General features: G+C 63.8%; 18 protein-coding genes. 1 reads left to right on the top strand and 17 read right to left on the bottom strand.

What is annotated here, in order from left to right; genetic code table 11:
• Window positions 1-15: 15 nt before the first annotated feature.
• Genes FJ414_RS21750 through FJ414_RS21715 form a run of 8 tightly spaced genes read right to left on the bottom strand, consistent with a single transcriptional unit; the run spans window position 16 to window position 7,391 of the window.
• Entirely contained in the window at window positions 16-1,008 is a 993-nt protein-coding gene (locus tag FJ414_RS21750) for a GNAT family N-acetyltransferase (protein ID WP_140646393.1), read from the bottom strand.
• Window positions 1,008-2,069 carry a glycosyltransferase family 4 protein gene (locus FJ414_RS21745; RefSeq protein WP_140646391.1) on the bottom strand — a complete coding sequence of 354 codons (1,062 nt, stop codon included), beginning with the start codon at window positions 2,067-2,069 and terminating at the stop codon, window positions 1,008-1,010. The genes FJ414_RS21750 and FJ414_RS21745 overlap by 1 nt, the downstream gene beginning before the upstream one ends.
• Before the next feature lie 18 nt (window positions 2,070-2,087).
• Window positions 2,088-3,023 (bottom strand): beta-xylosidase, encoded by a 936-nt coding sequence (locus tag FJ414_RS21740; protein ID WP_140646389.1) that lies wholly within the window; start codon window positions 3,021-3,023, stop codon window positions 2,088-2,090.
• Window positions 3,016-3,777, bottom strand: a complete 762-nt coding sequence (locus FJ414_RS21735; protein WP_140646387.1) for a TIGR04290 family methyltransferase — start codon at window positions 3,775-3,777, stop codon at window positions 3,016-3,018. Before FJ414_RS21735 ends, FJ414_RS21740 begins: the two co-directional genes overlap by 8 nt.
• A gap of 2 nt (window positions 3,778-3,779) precedes the next feature.
• A complete protein-coding gene (locus FJ414_RS21730; protein ID WP_140646384.1) occupies window positions 3,780-4,583 on the bottom strand; it encodes a sugar phosphate nucleotidyltransferase in 804 nt (267 codons plus the stop codon).
• Complete coding sequence (locus FJ414_RS21725) at window positions 4,583-5,680, bottom strand: glycosyltransferase (protein ID WP_140646381.1); 1,098 nt, start codon at window positions 5,678-5,680, stop codon at window positions 4,583-4,585. The genes FJ414_RS21730 and FJ414_RS21725 overlap by 1 nt, the downstream gene beginning before the upstream one ends.
• Window positions 5,681-5,694: 14 nt before the next feature.
• Complete coding sequence (locus FJ414_RS21720) at window positions 5,695-6,291, bottom strand: histidine phosphatase family protein (protein WP_140646378.1); 597 nt, start codon at window positions 6,289-6,291, stop codon at window positions 5,695-5,697.
• Window positions 6,288-7,391 (bottom strand): inositol-3-phosphate synthase, encoded by a 1,104-nt coding sequence (locus FJ414_RS21715; RefSeq protein WP_140646376.1) that lies wholly within the window; start codon window positions 7,389-7,391, stop codon window positions 6,288-6,290. Before FJ414_RS21715 ends, FJ414_RS21720 begins: the two co-directional genes overlap by 4 nt.
• A gap of 173 nt (window positions 7,392-7,564) precedes the next feature.
• Here FJ414_RS21715 and FJ414_RS21710 point away from each other — a divergent pair, with 173 nt between their 5' ends.
• Complete coding sequence (locus FJ414_RS21710) at window positions 7,565-9,313, top strand: hypothetical protein (protein ID WP_140646374.1); 1,749 nt, start codon at window positions 7,565-7,567, stop codon at window positions 9,311-9,313.
• Here the strand turns inward: FJ414_RS21710 and FJ414_RS21705 are convergent, their stop codons facing one another.
• From FJ414_RS21705 to FJ414_RS21665, 9 genes are all read right to left on the bottom strand, one after another.
• Window positions 9,314-9,499 (bottom strand): hypothetical protein, encoded by a 186-nt coding sequence (locus FJ414_RS21705; protein ID WP_140646372.1) that lies wholly within the window; start codon window positions 9,497-9,499, stop codon window positions 9,314-9,316.
• A gap of 78 nt (window positions 9,500-9,577) precedes the next feature.
• Entirely contained in the window at window positions 9,578-10,612 is a 1,035-nt protein-coding gene (locus FJ414_RS21700) for a UDP-glucuronic acid decarboxylase family protein (protein WP_140646370.1), read from the bottom strand.
• A 23-nt stretch (window positions 10,613-10,635) separates the two neighbouring features.
• Complete coding sequence (locus tag FJ414_RS21695) at window positions 10,636-11,745, bottom strand: glycosyltransferase (RefSeq protein WP_140646369.1); 1,110 nt, start codon at window positions 11,743-11,745, stop codon at window positions 10,636-10,638.
• Window positions 11,742-12,836 (bottom strand): glycosyltransferase, encoded by a 1,095-nt coding sequence (locus FJ414_RS21690; RefSeq protein ID WP_140646368.1) that lies wholly within the window; start codon window positions 12,834-12,836, stop codon window positions 11,742-11,744. Before FJ414_RS21690 ends, FJ414_RS21695 begins: the two co-directional genes overlap by 4 nt.
• Entirely contained in the window at window positions 12,833-13,960 is a 1,128-nt protein-coding gene (locus FJ414_RS21685) for a glycosyltransferase (RefSeq protein ID WP_140646366.1), read from the bottom strand. The genes FJ414_RS21690 and FJ414_RS21685 overlap by 4 nt, the downstream gene beginning before the upstream one ends.
• Window positions 13,961-13,962: 2 nt before the next feature.
• Window positions 13,963-15,063, bottom strand: a complete 1,101-nt coding sequence (locus tag FJ414_RS21680) for a glycosyltransferase family 4 protein (protein ID WP_140646364.1) — start codon at window positions 15,061-15,063, stop codon at window positions 13,963-13,965.
• Entirely contained in the window at window positions 15,048-16,340 is a 1,293-nt protein-coding gene (locus FJ414_RS21675) for a TIGR04295 family B12-binding domain-containing radical SAM protein (protein ID WP_140646363.1), read from the bottom strand. Before FJ414_RS21675 ends, FJ414_RS21680 begins: the two co-directional genes overlap by 16 nt.
• Window positions 16,337-17,410 (bottom strand): NAD-dependent epimerase/dehydratase family protein, encoded by a 1,074-nt coding sequence (locus FJ414_RS21670; RefSeq protein ID WP_140646362.1) that lies wholly within the window; start codon window positions 17,408-17,410, stop codon window positions 16,337-16,339. Before FJ414_RS21670 ends, FJ414_RS21675 begins: the two co-directional genes overlap by 4 nt.
• Entirely contained in the window at window positions 17,407-18,513 is a 1,107-nt protein-coding gene (locus FJ414_RS21665; protein ID WP_140646360.1) for an NAD-dependent epimerase/dehydratase family protein, read from the bottom strand. The genes FJ414_RS21670 and FJ414_RS21665 overlap by 4 nt, the downstream gene beginning before the upstream one ends.
• Between the last annotated feature and the right edge of the window lie 56 nt (window positions 18,514-18,569).

Here is an 18,569-nt window from a genome sequence, read left to right as displayed (position 1 = left end):
ATTGCTTCGCGATGTTCACGGCGACGCGCTCCTGGTCCACACCTTCTGCGCCGTCCAGCGGTCCTTCGCGCCCCAGCCATATTTGTAACCTTCTCTGCCGCGTAGGAAATCGAACTCCAGCGCGCCCTCGCTGGCGGCTCCGGTGATGGCATGCCCGATCAGAATCGCGCCGGGGCTTTCGTCGGCATAGGCCGGATCGAAACCGCCAAGGTACGCATAGGCCCGGTCGCGGTGATGAAAACCGTAATAGGCACCGACGACGACATCGTCGATCTGGATCGTCAAGCATCGCGCCAGGCCGTTATCGGCAAGCCGCGGCAGGGCCCTGCGATGAAATTCCACAGCCGTGTCGGATAACACGCCACCGCCATGGCCAGTCCAGCGCGCGCCATGCAGTCGGATGAGCCTGTCGAGAAATGTCTGCGGATCGGACTCGCCGCGGCTGATAATCACGGCTCCTCTTCGCCGGGCAGCTCTCTCGGCACGGCGCAACTGACGCCTTCGTCTCGCCGGAACCGAGCGGGCCAGAGTCCGATTGCCATCGAGCGACAGCACAGGACAGGCCGCGTGGGCCATCGATCTGCGCTCTTCGGCATTCGGCAGTTCAAAGCTCAGCGATATGGCATCGGCCGAGAGGTCGGGCAGGATCCACTGCGACCATTCCAACGACAGCGCCGCCTCGGCTATGGCGGCCTCAGCCTCCGCCTGCAGTTCCGGCGCGCACAAAATGTCGAGATAGTCGCTCAGCGAAATCCCGATGGGGAGCAGGCGCTGACCGCAATTATGCCTTTCGATATAGAGCGGCGCCAGTCCGGCGAGATCGTCTCCGCTCCACACGGCAATTGCCGTGAGATCGCCCGGCGCGAATGTACGCCACCAGGGGATGAGCCAGGCAGGAGATTGGAACGGCGTGGCCGAGATGCTTTGCCCCCAGAGCTGCCACCAGCACGGCTCCAGGTCCTCGAACGTTCCGGGTGCGCGAATGATCTCGGTGCGCAGACTGCCCATCAGCCGGTTCCCAGCAAAGCGCGACGGGTGCCAAGCTTCGCCAGCGCTTCGTAAGCATCCATGTAGGATGTGATCATGCGCTCAAGCGAGAAGCGGCGGCGCGCCTCGGCCCGGCATGCCTCGTGGTCCAAGGCTCCGGATGCGACAATGGCCTTCGCCATTTCCTCGACGTCATTGACCAGGAATCCGGTCCTGCCATGCTCGATGACATCGGGAAGGGCGCCGTTCGGGAAAGCGACGACCGGCGTGCCGCAGGCAAGCGCCTCCATCGCGACAAGCGAGCTTGTTTCGGCGGCAAGGCTGGGAACGACGAGGCAGCGGGCGGCGTTGAGCAGGCGCCGCTTGGCACAAAAGCCGAGTGGCCCGAGGAAACGCCGCTGCCGATCGAGCCGAGGGTGCACTTCGTCGGCGAAATAGCGCAGATGGGTCTCGTAGGGATAGACTTGGCCGGCGATCGCCAGGGGAATGCCGGCGCGCTTGGCTGCCTCTATCGCGAGATGGATGGCCTTTTCGGGACAGATGCGGCTGAGCACCAGCGCGAAATTGCGCCGCGATCGGGGCTGGTTCAGCGCCTCGATATCAACGCCGTTTGGAATAGGCTTCGCAAGTCTCGACCCTGCCGGCGCCGTCCTGTGCTGCGCCCCCGAGACCGCGTGCAGCCACAGGTCCTCGCGTGGCGGGGCAAGCACCTCGGACGAATACCAGCCGAGCGGCAAGTGCAACGTCACCAGGGTTGGGCCCTCGGAAGGCAAATAGGCATCGAAGTCGATCCCGTGGAGATGAACGATGTCGATGTGCCAGCGCGCCCGGGCGGCCGTGATCGCATCGCGATGCGCCTGCTGGGCCCGGTCCTTCGCCGCCTTGTCGAGCACGCCTGCTTCGGCCGGTGTTTCCACCAGGACGCCAGCCGTCTTTGACCCATGGCAGGCGACGACAACCGACCGGTGGCCTTTCTCAACCAGCCCCCGGTCCAGCGCCGACAGCACCTGCTCGGCGCCGCCGACCGCATCCGGCCCGACGGGCGCGAGGGGGTAGGCGACGTTGAGGACGGTCAGTGTCATAGCCGATCGAGCCGGAACTCACCATGCTGCCGACACACGTAGCGTTGGTGCCATGTCATCGCTGATCGCCGGAGCGTAGCGGCGGATCATCGCCGCACAGAACTCGGCGAATTCCTCCGGCACTTGGGGCGGGCTGGTGTGATGGGGCTGCAGACCGCGATGTTGCGGCGTGAAGCAGAAGGTGACCGTGACGTTGAAATCGGCAAGCGCTTCCATCTGACGATCGAACCAGCCCTGCGCATTCGGCCGAAAACTGTCGGCCCAGGATAGGCCTGTGCGCAGGTGCGTAACGCCCAGACGGTGCATCCAGGCAACGGCATCATCCAGCCGATGGTCCTCATAGTGGAACCACTGCACTAGGCCCATTTGCGGAGTGTGGCGCGCGAACTCCTCGAGCGCCGGCTTGGGCGTGCCGTCCTCGCGCAGCAGGCCCATGTAGAAGTGCCTGTAATAGGACGAGCCTTCCGCTTCCCGATGGCGCGTCGTCGCCTCCCAGGAACGCGGCAGATCATAGAGGCTGTACCACTGCACGCGTGGCGCGAGGCTGAGCAAAAGGTCCGCCGTCCGGCGCAAGCCCCAAACTTGCACCTCCTCGGCGCCGAAGGTAGACACACCGACTTCGCTGACCCAGACCGGAATATCGGCGACTGTAGCAATCTCACCGAGCTTGTGAGGCCACTCGTGGATCTGCCAGAGGTTCCAGTCGAGCGGGAAGCCATGCACTGCGGCGGCATCGACGTGGTCAAGCACGCCGAACTCCTTCATGCGCGTCATGAAGCCAGCATCGATCGGGGAAATGCCGCCGAGGACCTTAGTGATTGCCGGGTTCTCGCGGCCTATCGCATCGGCAGCCATGATCGCCATCGTGGCAAAACGGCTCCAGTCGGGGTCGAGCTCTGGGTCCCAATGCGATTTGTTGTTGGGCTCGTTCCAGATCATGGCGGCTTCAATCATCGGTCTCTCCTTTCGAAGGATAGACGGCGCCGCTGCCTGTCGGTTCGTCGGACGCGCGGCAGAAATAGACCTCGTCTTCCGGATGCAGCAGGATGTCGAAACCAGCGCTGCGCAGCATCGCTTCGGTGCAGGCGCGGTTCGGGATCCACCAATTGGTGGGGTCGTCGGCGTAACGATGCTCGATGAAATGCAGCTTTGGAAATTCTGGCCGGTCGAACAGATCGCGCGTCCAGAAATGGTAGTTCTGTTCGAGCGGTAAGACTTTGCCGCTGCCGCGCTGCATCGACTGGAAGATCATCAGGTCGCCCGCGACATGCGCTCGGATCAGGTCGAGCGCCAGCAACGGGTGGCGCAGGTGGTAAAGCACGCCCATGAACAGCACGATGTCGAAGCGTTCGCCGAGCGCCCCGACATCGTAGACGGACAATTCTCGGAACTCTATGTCGCAGTCGGCGATCTCGGCGGCGAAGCGGGCCTGGGCGAGATAGGCTTGGTCGAAGTCGATTCCGAGCACGCGAGCGGCGCCGCGTTTTTTCATTTCGATCGAGTAGAAGCCGGCGTTGCAGCCGATATCGAGCACCGACTTGCCCGAAAGATCAGTCGGAATGGCATCCGCGAATTTGCGCCATTTGATCAGCGGGTAGTTGCCGAGGAAATGATCGGGAGCGGTCTCCACGCCCGCGAGCTCCATATTGTGAAACCAGGGCCCCAATGCGTCGATGCGGCGGCGTATCTCCGTGCTGGAATGGGGCATGACTAAGCTCCTTCGCTTGGGAGGAGTGGCACAGGCGAGCGGTCTTGCCGGGCGAACATCGGCGGGACTTCGTCTTCCGCGGCGCCGTTGTTTTCCAGCAGCCTGAGTGCCGTGCGATAGCCGTTGAAAGTACCGACATCGACATAAGCCGTCCCGGCCTTGACGCCGTAAGCCTCGCCTCCGCCGGCGAGATAGGCGTTGACCAGAGTGCCCAAATACTCGTCCACGCCGTCGCGCTGGCGCCACAGTGCCGCCAGTTGAAGGAAGATACGACCCGGCATCTTGAAGGCGCCCCAAACCCAGTTTGTCGCTGCGTCAGCTTGCTTGACCTGGATCTGCTCGACCCGCCCGTTCCGATCGAGGACGACGGCGTCGAACAGGTCGGGGCGATCGACCGGAAACATCAGGAAAGAAAGCTGGTCGTCGGCCAGGTGGCAGAAGCCGTCTTCAGGAAACCAGATCGTGTCCGGCAGGCCGATCAGGACCGTTTCTTCCGGCGTCACAAGCGGTGTCGCGCGGAAGATCGCGTCGCACAGTCCAACCGGAGAAGGCTGCGCCACGAAGATCGCCGTGGCGTCGTCATAGCCGGCGGCGTAGTATTCGAGGATGTCCGACTTGCCGGAACCGATGATGAAGCAGATGCGGTCGACGCCGTTACGGACCATCCGCCGCACCAGATATTCGCTCACCGCGCAAGGGCGTTCGGTCTGGCCATCCAGTCGGCTGCCGACCGGCAGCAGTTCCTTGGAAAAACCCAGCGGTTGAATGCGGCTGCCGCGACCTGCGGCAGGCACGATGCCCAACATCAGACGACTTCCTCCATTGCTCCACCTGCCGTGGACACGGCGGCGTTCAAGATGCGATCGAGTTCGGCGGCGCGGTGCGCGGACGTGTGCTCGTCGAGAACGCGTTCACGGGCGCGGCGGCCAAGCGCCTCGATTTCGCTGTCCGACAGGCCAAGCGCGGCGACGACATCGTCGGTAGTGTGTGCCAACAGAATCTCGCTGCCGGGCGTGAAGAAGCTGTCCAGGCCGGCCCAGTCGTCGGAGATGATCGCGGCGCCGCATGCGGCTGCTTCGAACAGACGCCCTGATGGGCACCAGCCCTTTCGCGCCATCGCTTCACGGGTGACGTTCAGCGTCAGGCGCGAGGAGGAAAAGAAGGCAGGGTGATCGGCGGGCGGCAGGTGCCGGACGAAATACATGTTGCCGCTCCAGGGGAAGTCCTGCGGGTATTGCGCCCCGCCGATGATGAAACGTCGGTTTGGAAGCCGGGCGGCGGCAGCGACAAGCAGTATTTCGACGCCTGCCTGCCGATCCTCGGCGTAGGTCCCGAGATAGGATAGGTCGCCCTCGAACTCGGGCCTTGGCTGCGCTGGCTGGTGACGGTCGGGGTCGACATGGCCGTAGAGCGGCAGGACGTGGCGCGCGCCGAGAATGCGCTTCAGCGCATCGATCGCCGGCCCTCCTGTATAGCTGAGGACCAGATCGAAATCGCGCAATCCTTCCGGCTCGAAATAGGCCGGATAGTCACCTCGCTCGATGCTCGCCAGCGTCATCGGTGTATCAAGGTCATAGAATACTTTCAGGCCGCGACAGCGGTCGTTGGCGAGCCGCGAGGCCTCCATGGCATCTGGACAATAGGAGGTGACGATGACGACGTCGGCCTGCCGTATCGCGGCCTCGGCCTCTTGGCGGATATCTTCCCAATCCGGGTAAAGAACGACACCGCCGCCGCTCAACCGGTCGATGTCCCTGGCGCCGGCATAGTACGGTGTATTGCGCTCGAAGAAGCTAATCGACCAGCCAAGCGGTGCTAGCGCGCTAATCAGTCCCCGCCAGAGCGTGGCATGCCCATTGCCCCATGACGATGTAACGGTCAGACCGAATATGACCATGCGCATGGGCGACCACTCCCTCAGGCAACTTCATTCAAACGGATCAGTTTGGAGCCCCAGTCGCCGTGGACGACTGTTGTGATGGAGGCCGGCGCGATATCGAAGCGAAAGCAGTCGCCAAGCTGCAGGCCGAGGATCGCGCAGACAGCCGCCTTGATCACATCGGCATGACTGACAAGCGCGATGCACTGACCCTGTCCATTCTCGCGCAGCGCGTCCATCAGGCCGACCATCCTGTGCTGCACATCCAGCATGGTCTCGCCGCTCGGCGTGCGGGCGCTCTGGCGCTGGTCGTTCCAAAGCCGCCAGCTTGCATCGCCGCTCAGTTCTTCGAATGTCTTGCCGGACCACTCGCCGAAGTCGATCTCGTCGAGTTCCTTGCAGATCGCGATCTTCTCAATCTCGCAAGCGATGGCGATCGGCTTCGCTGTTTCCAGCGTGCGCTCGCGCGGACTGCTCAAGATCGCCGCGAGCGGCTCTCGCGTCAGTCGCCGCGCGAGGTGCAGTGCCTGCGCCTGGCCGGCTTCGCCGAGGCGAACGCCTTCGAGCCGCCCGGCCAGGTATGAGCCAACATGATCATGCGCCGCGTGGCGGATGAGAAAGAACGTCGTGGTCATTCGGCGGCGTCCAGCATAGGCTTGTCGTTACCGGCGATGAAGGCGAGCGTGCGCAGGCGCGCTTCCGCGTCGGTGAACTGCTCCGGCGGCGACTTCATGAAGTAGCTGCTGGGGCCTGTGAGCGCGCCGGCGATGCCGCGGTCGAGGGCGAGCTTTGCGCAGCGGAGGGCGTCGATGACGACGCCGGCCGAGTTGGGCGAATCCCAGACCTCCAGCTTGAGCTCGGCATTGAGCGGCACGCCTCCAAAAGTAGTGCCTTCGACACGGATATAGGCCCATTTGCGATCGGTCAGCCACGGGACATGGTCACTGGGTCCGACATGGATGTTGCCGGCCTCAAGCGGGACGTCGATCTGGCTGGTGACGGACTGCGTCTTCGAGATCTTCTTCGATTCCAGCCGCTCGCGCTCGAGCATGTTGAGGAAGTCGGTGTTGCCGCCGAAGTTGAGCTGATAGGTGCGATCGATGCGCACGCCGCGCTCACGGAAGAGATTGGCGAGCAGCCGATGCACGATGGTTGCACCGACCTGGCTCTTGATGTCGTCGCCGACCAGGGGAAGGCCACGTTCCTCGAAGCGCTTGCGCCATTCCGGCCGCGAGGCGATGAAGACAGGGATGCAATTGACGAAAGCGCAGCCGGCCTCAAGCGCGCATTCGGCATAGAAGCGCGTCGCCTGTTCGGAGCCGACCGGAAGATAGGATATCAGCACCTCGACCCCCCTCCCGCGGAGCCGGGTGGTTACGTCTGCGGCCGGTTCATCCGACTCTTCGATCTCCTCTCGGAGATATTTGCCGATGCCGTCGAGTGTTGGACCGCGCTCCACACGAACGCCGGTCGGCGCGACATCAGCAAAACGAAAGGTGTTGTTGGGCGCGGTGTAGATCGCTTCCGCCACATCGCGTCCAACCTTGTTTTTCGCGACATCGAAGGCGCAGACGACCTCAATGTCGTCGACATGATAGCCGCCGAGGTCGGCATGCATCAGCCCGGGGATCGGCTCGTTGCCGTTGACGTGGCGATAGTAGGAGAGACCTTGCACAAGAGATGACGCGCAATTGCCCACGCCGACGATGCCGATACGAACTTTCTTCGATGTCACGAAACCGCTGCCCCTTTTGGTTCGAGGTAAGTTCCTCGCCGCCGAACCGGGAGCGGCCTCGAATGTTCCGTGGCGCCGCGAAAAATTGCCCGGCGTCCGAAAATTGCTGGGCTGGGTTGCGGATCAAAAGAGACGCGGTTCGCGTTGGCGGCAGACAGCCGGGTAGGAGCCGCATGATCGTCTTCGGCGACCACAAGCGAGCGCACAGCGCACAACAGCTCAGGGAAGCTGTGTTGGCCGCCGCGAGAGCGATCGGCGATCTGCCCGCGGGCATCGAGCGCCACGCTGCCCTGGTCGATCTTTTCGTCGGCGCTTCCGAACTTATACAAGGCCTTGCCGATGCGGAATTCGACATCAAGGGCGGCGATTGGAATTCCTCGAGACAGAAGCTGGGGTCGGAAATTCTCGTCGAGTTGTCGGAGGAAGTGCTGCGATCCTGGCAACAAGGATTTGTCCGGCATGGAGTGCTCGATGCGTCGCTGCTTGCGAAGCTTGCCGGTATGGACTGTGGCAACGAAATAACCACCGGCCCGGCCGAAGGCTACGCGCTTTATGCGCTATATCCGGAAACCTATCTGCTTGCAGCGCTGCAGTCGGGACTCGACGCAAACACATGCGTCATCGGCATCCGCAGCATTGGTCTCGGCTTGGCGGCGATGGTCGCCGCCGCCCTGCATGCGCCGCCGCCTGTTAGCGTGCGACCGATCGGCCATCCGTTTTCCCGGCACATTTGCGCCGCGCCCGAACTCCTCGGCTCTTGGCGCGACAGACCTCTTGCCAAATTTGCCATCGTTGATGAAGGTCCGGGCCTCTCCGGCAGTTCCTTTCATGCTGTCGTTGCCTGGCTGCGCCGGCAGGACATCGACCGGGAGCGCATTCATCTGTTCCCAAGCCACCGCGGCGGGCCGGGCGTGCAAGCTTCGGCAGACATGCAGGCTATTTGGAGTCACTGCTCGCGCCATGTCGCGGACTTCGAAGCGGCCTTCGATGGATGCGTCGCGCCGAACCTTCGCCGATGGGTGGCGAACCTCCTCGGCAAGGCCGATGTCGAACTCAGCGACATTTCCGGCGGCGAATGGCGCAAGCATATTTCCACGGCGCCGGAGCATTGGCCTCCGGTGTTTGCCGGATTTGAGCGGCGAAAATTCCTGGCACTGGCGGGCACGGAGCGTTGGTTGGTCAAGTTCGCCGGTCTCGGCGGGACCGGGCAGCACAAGCTGCACACGGCAAGGTCGGTGCACAGGGCCGGTTTTGGAACGCAGCCTGCCGGACTCTGCCACGGCTTCCTGATCGAGCGTTGGACAGACGCGGACAGGCTGGATCGGACAGAGCTGGCCAGGGACCTGCTGGTCGAATGGCTTGGACGCTATCTCGGCTGGCGCGCTGCCGAGTTGCAGACGGAAGAGGCCGGCGCGTCGCTGGAGAGGCTTGCAGACATGGCCATGCAAAACTGCAGGGAAGCCTTGGGGGAAGAGCCGGCCCAAGCATTAAAGGGTTGGTTCGCCCGCCACTCCTCACATTCCTTCCTGCGGAGGATCGAGATCGACGGACGCCTGCACCCGTGGGAATTTCTGGTTCGGCCGGAGGGAACCCTGCTCAAGACGGACGCCGTCGACCATTGCCGCTCGCACGACATTGTCGGCTGTCAGGACATAACGTGGGACATTGCAGGCGCGACGGTGGAATATGAGCTTTCCGACGCCGAGCTTTCGCGGCTCATCCAAGGCGTTGAGGCAGAAATGTCGCGTGCCGTCGATCATTCCTTGGTGGACTACATGGAGCCCTGCTATCTCGCCTTCCAGCTTGGGCTGTGGACGATGGCCCGACAGTCGACACACGGCGATGAGCGGATAAGAGCCACGCGCGCCGCCGACCGCTACGAAACCAGGCTTTCGCGTTTTATCGAGCGCGCGAGGACCTGATCAGTCCAGCCTGCGCAGCATGTCCGCTTCCTCCTCCAGAATTGTGGCCACTTCCTCGCGCCGCAGATGTGTCATCATCAGGCTGACGCAACATTCGAGATAGGTGATGGAGGCTCGCCGCAGGAACGCGGCGGTTTCGGCCGCCGCCATCTGGTCGATGTCCTTGATTGGTCGCTTCGGCTGCACAGTTCTTCTCCATGACGGTTGTCATGTCCAACCGCAATCCCGGTCGGTTGTTCCGCTACGGTGAAGGAAGCCACCGCCTCAGAGCTGAAGGTTCTGAGCTTTTCCGGCCTCAGTCCTGTTGACCGGTACGATGGCCTCCATCGCAAGGTCGTCGAGCCTCGAGAAAAAGGCGATGGTTTGCAGTAGGCCTTGCCTGAGAGGCACCTTCGGTGACCAGCCGAGAAGCGCTCTTGCGCGGCCTATGTCGGGCCGCCGGCGGCGCGGGTCGTCCTGCGGCAAGGGCAGGAATTTCACGGGTGATCTGCTGCCGGTCAGTTCCCGAACCAGCCTTGCCAATTCGAGGATCGAAAACTCGCCGGGATTGCCCAGATTGACCGGCTGTCGCGGATTGGGATCGACATCCATAAGGCGTCGCAATCCTCCGATCATGTCGCTGACATAGCAGAATGAGCGGGTTTGCCGGCCATCGCCGAATATCGTCAGCGGCCGTTTCTCGATCGCTTGCATGACCAGGTTGGACACGATGCGGCCGTCGGCTGGGTCCATTCTGGGACCATAGGTGTTGAAGATGCGGGCGACGCGAATATCGGCCATCTCGGCCCGCAGATAATCGAAGCAGAGCGTCTCCGCGGTGCGCTTGCCCTCATCATAACAGGCGCGCGGTCCTGTGCAGTTGACGTGGCCGACATAGTCCTCGCGCTGTGGGTGCTGTTCTGGATCGCCGTAGACTTCGCTGGTCGAGGCCTGCAGGAAGCGGGCGCCGTTGCTTGCCGCGAGCTCGAGCAGATTGAGCGTTCCGATCACACAGGTGCGCGTTGTGTGGACCGGATCGGCCTGGTAGCGGGGCGGCGATGCCGCGCAGGCCAGGTTGAAAACGCGGTCGACAGCCTCGCCGAGTTCCAGCGGGACGCAAACGTCCTGCTCGATCAGCCGGAACCGGGCCTGGCCGATTAGCGAGCTGACATTCTCCATTCGGCCCGTAAGAAAGTTGTCGACGCATATGACGCGATACCCGTCGTGAAGCAGGGCCTCGCACAAATGCGAACCGAGGAAACCGGCACCGCCGGCGACAAGCGCCGTCCGTGTCTGCTGAACCTTTCTTGATCGCCGCATCTGCAAAGTCTCCTGTCTGCTATTCATGCTGCACTTTCCACGTTCAGATCGATCGCCGCGCGCGTATGGACTGACTGAGTCAAAGTCAGAACGAATTCACGCGCCCGAGCGCCGCCGGTGTGGCTTGCAAGCACCGCCTCGCGTGCCGAACGGGCCATATCGAGTCTGGCCCGCTCCGATTTCGCTGTGAGGATTTCCTGCACGTCGCCGGCACTGGCTGCGGTCTCGATCGTCGATTCGGGGAAGAAGCTATCGAGACCGGGCCAGCGGTCGCTGATGATCGGTGTGCAGCAGGCGGCGGCCTCGAAGAGCCGCACGCTGGGCGACCATCCTGCCGCGATCATTGACGCCCGCGTAAGGTTCAATGTGTAACGCTGGCGGCTGTAGAAGGCGGCATGTTCGGCGGGCGGCAGGTGCTCGATCCGCTGGACGTTGTCCGGCCAGGCGATGTCGAATGGATATTGCGAGCCGGCGACGACGAAGCGGCGGTCCGGCAGGCACCGCGCCGGCTCCAGCAGCAGCGTTTCGAGGGCGAGCTGCCGGTCGGCGCTGTAGGTTCCAAGATAGCCGAGATCCCATTCGATCGCGTCTCCGGTGCGATGGTGTCGCTTTGGATCGACCGAGCAGTAGAGCGGCTCCGTTCGGAGGGCGCCGAACTCCGATCTGAGGCGCTGCAACGTCGGTCCGCCGGTGAAGGAGAAGTAGACGTCGAAATAGGGGATCTGCCTGCGGGCAAGGTAATCGCAATCGTCCTCGGCAACCCGCGCCAGCGTCACTGGCGTGTCGATGTCGTAAAAGCAGAACTGTCCAGTGCACAGCGAAGCGAGGTCGTCGATGATGACCCTGCCTTCCGGCACGAAGGAGCCTATCACCACCGCGTCGGCCCGCTGCAACTCCTGCCGGTGATTGCGGCGCAGCTCGGAGACCGTCTGGTAGTAGCGCAAGTCGCAGAAATCGGGGTCACGCAGGTCCCGGTGATGCGCGTACCAGGGCACGTCGCGTTCGAGGAAGGTGACGCGATGGCCGAGCTCGTTGAGCGCGCGCAGCAGCCCCCGGAAAGTCGTCGCGTGGCCGTTGCCCCAGGATGAGGATAACGAAAGTCCGAGGAAAACGATGTCGAGCGGTTTCGTCATTCCGCGGCCTCCATTGCCCGGCGCTCGAAATGCGCCTTGAAGATGTCGTCCACCAGCCGGGCTCTCAGCGTGTAGGTATGCTCGGCCAGAACGCGCCGCAGCGCTGCGGCGCCGATCGCCTTCGCCCGTGTCGGCGTCAGCGTGCGCACGATCTCGGCGACGTCGGCACCGTCCCGCGCGACCAGGATCTCTTCGCCGGGGGTCAGGAACAGCTCGACGCCGAGCCAGGCATCGGTGATTAGGCATGCACCCGCGCCCGCCGCTTCGAAGACGCGTGTCGCGGGCGAAAACCCGTTGGCCGCCATGCTGTCGCGGCTGATGTTGAGCACCGCCTTCGGCGTGACGTTGAAGGCGTTGTGATCGCGCGTACCGACATGGCCGAGCCACGAAACGTTCGCCGGCAAGGGCTTGTCGCCCCAGCCGGATCCACCGAGCAGGAAGCGTTGGCTGCCAAGCACACGGGCCGGGTCGAAGAAGAAGGCGTCGACGCGCGCCTCGCGGTCGGGCAGCCGATTGCCGAGGAAAGCGAGGTCACAGGCAAAGCCCGGATTTGCGGCGACCGGATGATGTGTCTCGGGATCGAGCGCGTTGTAGATCGGCACGCATTCCGCGGCGCCGAGCGCGCGATAATCCCAAACCACGGGATCGCCGCCGCCATAGGTCAGAACAAGGCCAATCCTCTTCAACGTCTCATGCAGGGGGTGTTCGGCATGATTGCGCAACTCGCTTAGGGTCGCTGGCGCGTCGACGTCCCAGAACACGGTCAGCGCATCCGGGCGAGCGTTGTCGAGAACCGCATGCAGCAGCGCCTCGTCCTCGAAGCCGACGCCGCTTGCCTTGACCACGACTTCTGCCTGCGCGGCGCGCGAGGCGACCTGCATCAGCGCATGCGCTGTCGGCTCGTAGACGACGACGCTGCACCAGTCCGGCGCCTTGATATCGCGATGCTTCTGGCGATCGTAGACATCGGGCTCATAGAAGACGATGTCATAGCCGCGCTTCGACAATGCCTTGAGCAAGCCCCGATAATAGGTGGCCGCGCCGTTCCAGTAGGACGACAGAAGGCTCGATCCGTAAAAGGCGATCTTCATGCGACGGCCTCCCTTGCAGGTTTGATTTCAGCGACCTCGCGATTGCCGCATGCGGCGAGAATGTCGAACAACTCGTCGACGCGGTGCCGGCATGTGTGGCGCGCAAGGATGGTTTCCCGGCCGGACGCGGCCAGCGCTTCCGCGCGCTGGCTGTCGTTCAGCACGTCGCGAAGGTGACCCCGCATCTCGGCGCCGTTCCGGGCGAACAGGAAATCCGTGCCGGCACGGAACAGTCCTTCGACATCCGACCATGGCGCCGAGACCAGCGGAATGCCGCAGGCCATCGCCTCGAACATGCGTATGGTCGGAATGCCGGGCAGGCTCTCCCGATAAGGCCGGCGGGGGATGTGCATGGTGACGCGATGCCGGGCGAAGCTCTTCGGCACGTCGGCATTGGCAATCCAGCCATCATAGCGCAGCCCTGCCTCGGCAAGCGCGGCTCGGGCATCGGTCGGATAGCGCACGCCGTGCACGGTTCCCGACAGCGCGAGAGCGCTCGCCGGCTCGATCAGGAACTCGGAGATCTCGGCGCTGCGTTCGTCGTCGCCCCAATTGCCGATCCAGACGAGGTCGGAGACGGGGTCGACATCCGGGCACGGCTTGAACAGCCGGTCGTCCGCCGCCTCATGCCAGGTGAAGACCCGTTTGCCCCAGCCGGCGCGAAGATAGCTCTCGCGCAGCACCTCGCCGAAGACCAGCACCCCGTCGTAATGCTCGAGCTGAAGTGCCGCTATCGCCTGCATCGCCGATACGGCGCGGTGATGGGTGTCGTGGAACAGGAGCGTGAAATTGCCATAGGCTCGCGCCTGTCCGATGCGCGCGACAAGATCCTTGTCCGTCCATTCGTGGACGATCACGACATCCGCGCCGGCGAGCCAGGCTTCGTGCGCGAAGCCGGGGCCATAGCTCAGCGCGATCAGCTCCGGGAAATCCTTGCGGAAGCGCTCGACGGCGAAAGGGCCTTGCTCGGCAAGCAGATTCGATCGGCTCCAGCCGTCGGCGGGTTCCAGCGCGACCGCCTCATGTCCGCGCGCGACGAGCTCGCGCATGATGCCGCGCTGGAAATGCGCGTTGCCGTGATTCCAGTCGGAAACGGCGGAATGGGTGTAGAACACGAAGCGCATGGTCAAAGCCCTGCCATGGCCGTCGCCGCCCGATCGTAGACCTCTCGCATCCGCGCCGTCTGGGCGCTGAGCGAGAATTTGCGCGCCCGTCGGGCGGCGCGCTGACCGAACTGGCGTCGCAAGCTTTCGTCACGCGAGAGCCTGGCGATGCAGCCGGCAAGCGCGTGGGGATCGCGCGCGTCGAAGAACGTCGCTGCTCCCTCCCAGATCTCGCGGTAGGTCGCGATGTCCGCCAACACCAAGGGGGTGCCCGCAGAGGCTGCCTCCAGGGCGGCCAGCCCGAAAGGCTCGTAGATGGACGGCGAGACAAACATGCTGGCCCGCGCCATCAATTGCCGAACCTCGCAATGGCTGATCGAGCCAAGCGAGATGCAATGATCGAAGAACAGGCGCTGTCCATCCGGACCTTCAGTTTCGCCTGCGGCGAAAACGGGAGGGCCACACAAGGCAGCCGCGGCATCGAGCGCCAATCCGTTTTTACCCTCATCCCACCAGCGGGCGGCAGCGAGAACGAAGGACTCACGATGCGCGCTTGCCGGGCCGGGGAGCGCACCATTGTGGACGACGCTCAAGCCCGCGATCGGACCGTAGCAAGCTCCGAGCATGGCGGCATGGCTTCGGCTCGGCGCGACAATGGCTTCGGCGCGGTCGAATCCGGCGCGGTTGCGCTCTCGTTGCCACGCCCAATCGCCCTCGGGCATTTGCGCCCGCACTGCATGCAGCCATGTGACCACGCAGGAATGGGATACCGCGACGATCGGACAAGTCAGCTCGAGACCGGCTGCCTGCGCCGGCGCATTGAGGTGTACGAGATTGATTGCATAGTCCGACGCAAGCTCCTGCAATTCGCCAGGCAACCGGTCGAGATCTTTCGTGTCGCGCGTCATCCAGTCCGGCGGGCATTTCAGCCAAACCAGCGCGGCGAAGGACCGCGCTTCCCGAGCCTGTTCGGGGGAAGGCTCGGGTCCCAGCCCGGCAAGCACGATGCTGTCGCCGCTGGCCACCAGCTCTCGCGCCAGATCGAGCGAATAGCGCCAGACTCCGCCGACGGCGTCGGTCGTCATAAGGATGCGCCGCGGACGATGGGTCAGTGATTGCAGCATGAGGACTCCAACTCAGCCAGCGCATGCGGCCGCTGGTCCTGGATGTCGCTGAAGGATCGGAAGGAGGCGAGGTAGTGCTCATGGGCGCGCTCCCAGGCGAGGTCGTCGGGTTCGCCCCACAATTCGCGGTAGCTGGGAGAGCTCGGATAGGGATAGAGCGGCACGGGCTCGTTCGCCCAGACGCCGTGATCGATGAGGTGCTTGCGCCAATAGTCCACCAGCGTCGGGTCGTCCTCGACCACGCCAATCAGATTGGCCTGGACGAAAGGCACATGACGGCGGGCGTCAACCAGAAGCGCAGCCAGATCCTCTGTGTCGAGCCGACAGCGCTTGGCGAGCATCGCGCGGCCTTCGACGGTCAGGCTTTCAAGACCGGCCTCGATCGAGACGCAGCCGGCCGCGCCAAGCAGTTCGAGCAGTTCCGGCTTCCAGAGGTCGATACGTGTCTGGACGCCGAACTGGACGTCGCGTTCGACCAAGGCCTCCAGCAGCGCCTTCTGCGGCAGGAAGATCTCGTCAATGAAATAGATATAGCCGACCCCTTGAGTGATCAAACCGTCGATCTCGGCCATGACGGCGTCGTGCTTCCTGCGCCGATATGCATCGCGGAAATCGATCTTGGCGCAGAAGCTGCAATTATAGGGGCAGCCGCGCGACGCTTCCACCTCGGCGCCGGCGCCCTTCTGATGGGCATCGAACCTGTGGTGGTGGTGGCCATGCGCGGCGATCCAGTCGGACGGCCAGGCGAGCGCAGCATGATCGACGAACGGGCTGGCATGCACGCCGCCATTGCACACTGGAAGGTCGTTTTGGAGCCGGGCCGTATGCGCAATCTTGCTCCAGTCGCTCTGACGTGCAAGCTCCGTCACGACGTCCTCACATTCACCGCGCACGACGACATCGACGCCGAGCTTGCGTAGGGTCGGTGCAGGCGTCGCCGAGCCATGCGGTCCGACCGCCACGGTTCGTCCGCCGCGTCCGGCGAGATGGCTGAGGAATTCCCCCGGCACGCGCAGTTCAGGCGGCGCGCAGCGCCAGAACAGATAGGTCGGCGCGGTGGTGACCACGGTCATGGCCGGCGCGAATGACGCCACCTGCTCTGCCAGCGCCGCGTTGTCGAGGACCTGCAATTGCCCGTCCAGCATCAGGACGTCGTGACCATCCGCTTCCAGCATTGCCTTCGAATAGCCGAGCTCCAGCGGCAGATGCGGCTGCCGGCAGCCGAAATAGATGCTGTGCTCATACGTCCAGAACGGATTGACCAAGGCGACTTTCATGCGACGTACCTCGTGGCTTCCGGGCGCGACTGGAGCCGATGTCGCACCAGCCAGCTGGCGAGATCGCAGACGCCTTCGCGCCATGGGATACGCGCCTGCCAGCCGATCGCGGCTTGCAGCTTGCGCGTGTCGGCGACGAAGAATGGTTGGTCGCCAACGCGCTCGCGGTCGTGGCGAAGCGCGACGTCGCTGCCCGTCATCTCGGCTATCTCCGCCAGCAGCACGCGCAGGCTGACCGCATTGTTCGGGCCGCCGCCCAGGTTGAACGCCTGGCCCTTGAGGTCCTCAATCCTGGCCAACACGCCGCGATAGGCGGCTACGGCATCGGACACATGCAGGATGTCGCGCACCTGCCTGCCGTCGCCGTAAACGGTAATCGGCCGGCCGGACAAGACGCTGAGTAGAAAATGCGCGACCCAGCCCTGATCCTCGGTGCCAAACTGGCGCGGCCCGTAGATGCAGCTCATGCGCAGCACCGCTGTCGGGAGTCCGTAGGATTTGGAATAGTCGAGCACATACTGATCGGCCGCGCCCTTCGAGCAGCCATAGGGCGTGCAGAAATCAAGGCCCACCTTCTCATCGACCCCGCTCGCACGCACCTTCTCGTCAAGCGGCTCGCAGTGATCGTCGGCTTGCCGCACCGCGATCTGGGGCAGGCCGCCATAGACCTTGTTGGTGCTGGCGAAGACTACCGGGACGCCGGTGCTGCGAGCGGTCTCCAGCACGTTGAACGTGCCTTTGAGGTTGATTTCGAAATCCTGCGCGGGATCGACCAGGCTGGTCGTCACGGCGGTCTGGGCGGCGAGGTGAAAGATCGCCTTTGCCGGCGCCAGCGCCGCCGCCAGCGCGCTGGCATCGCGTATGTCGACTGTTTCGGCGCTCAGCCGGTCGCCGTGCTTTTGCGCCAGCCAGTCGAGATTCTGCTCGACGCCCGGGCGGCTGAGATTGTCGACGACAAGCACGGCCTCGCCATCGGATAGCAGGCTGTCGGCCAGGTTGGAGCCGATGAAGCCGCTGCCGCCAATGACGGCTATCGGTGCCTTCCGCGGATGGCGGTGGCTCTGGGTCATGAGACCAATCCCCGCTCTTCCAGCTCGCGCCGCATGTCCGCGCCCCGGTCGATAACGACGCTGTTGCGGACCCATGCCGCGAATTCGCCGAGCGAATCTTCCAGCCGACGCTTCGGCTCAAAGCCCAGCAGTTCGCGGGCCTTGGCGATGTCGGCGAAGCAGTTGCGGATATCGCCGGAGCGCGCCTTGGTGAGGATTTCGGGCGGCCGCTTTGGGATGCCCATAGCCTTGGCAAGAAGACGGGCCACGTCCCTGATCGAATAGGCGTGGCCGCTGCCGATGTTGATGGCATGGCCGGCGGCCTGGCGCTGCTCCAGAGCCAGCCGGAACGCGGTGGCGACATCGCGCACATGCACGAAATCGCGCTTCTGCTCGCCGTCCTCGAAGATCGTCGGCCGCTTGCCGTTGGCAAGGCGCGAGGCGAAGTTGGCGAGAACGCCGGTGTAGGGATTGGCAAGCGCCTGTCCGGCGCCGAACACGTTGAACAGGCGCAGTGCAACGGCATCGACGCCGTAGGCCTGGCCGAAGATCAGCACCGCGCGTTCCTGCGCATACTTGGTCAGCGCGTAGATCGAGGCGAGATCAGGCCGCTTCTCCTCGTCCGTCGGAAGAGGCGACAGTGTTTGGCCGGTCGCCGACAGCAAATCCCAGCGGCCCTCCCTTATATCGGCAGGCTTGCGGCGCGCATTGTCGATCCGCTCGCCGTCCGGAGTCTGATAGAGGCCTTCACCATAGATGCTCATGGAGGACGCCACGACGATCCGTTCGACCGGCTTCTTGATGAGTGCCTCGAGCAGCACCGCCGTGCCGAGATCGTTCGTGCCGACATAGCGGGCGATCTCGTACATGGACTGGCCGACGCCAACCTCGGCCGCCAGATGGATCACGGCATCGACGTCTGAAACCGCCTCAGCGACAGCGTCGCGGTCGCGCACGTTCCCCTTGATCAGTTCGGCCCCCGTAGGGAGGTTGATGGCTTCGGCGCCGTGCACCTGATCGACAAGCGCGTCGAGCAGGCGCACCTGATAGCCATGGTCGGTGAGTTCCTGGGCGACGTGGCGGCCGATGAAGCCGCAACCTCCCGTAACCAATACACGTTTCACGATGACTCCCTTGCGGATTTGGCTTCGGCGCCCCGAACTGCGCGGCAAAAGGTTTG

The organism is Mesorhizobium sp. B3-1-6 (assembly GCF_006439555.1).
Lineage (GTDB): Bacteria > Pseudomonadota > Alphaproteobacteria > Rhizobiales > Rhizobiaceae > Mesorhizobium.
The sequence above is the reverse complement of the archived record's forward strand: the minus strand, read 5'-3'. Positions and strand labels throughout refer to the sequence as shown.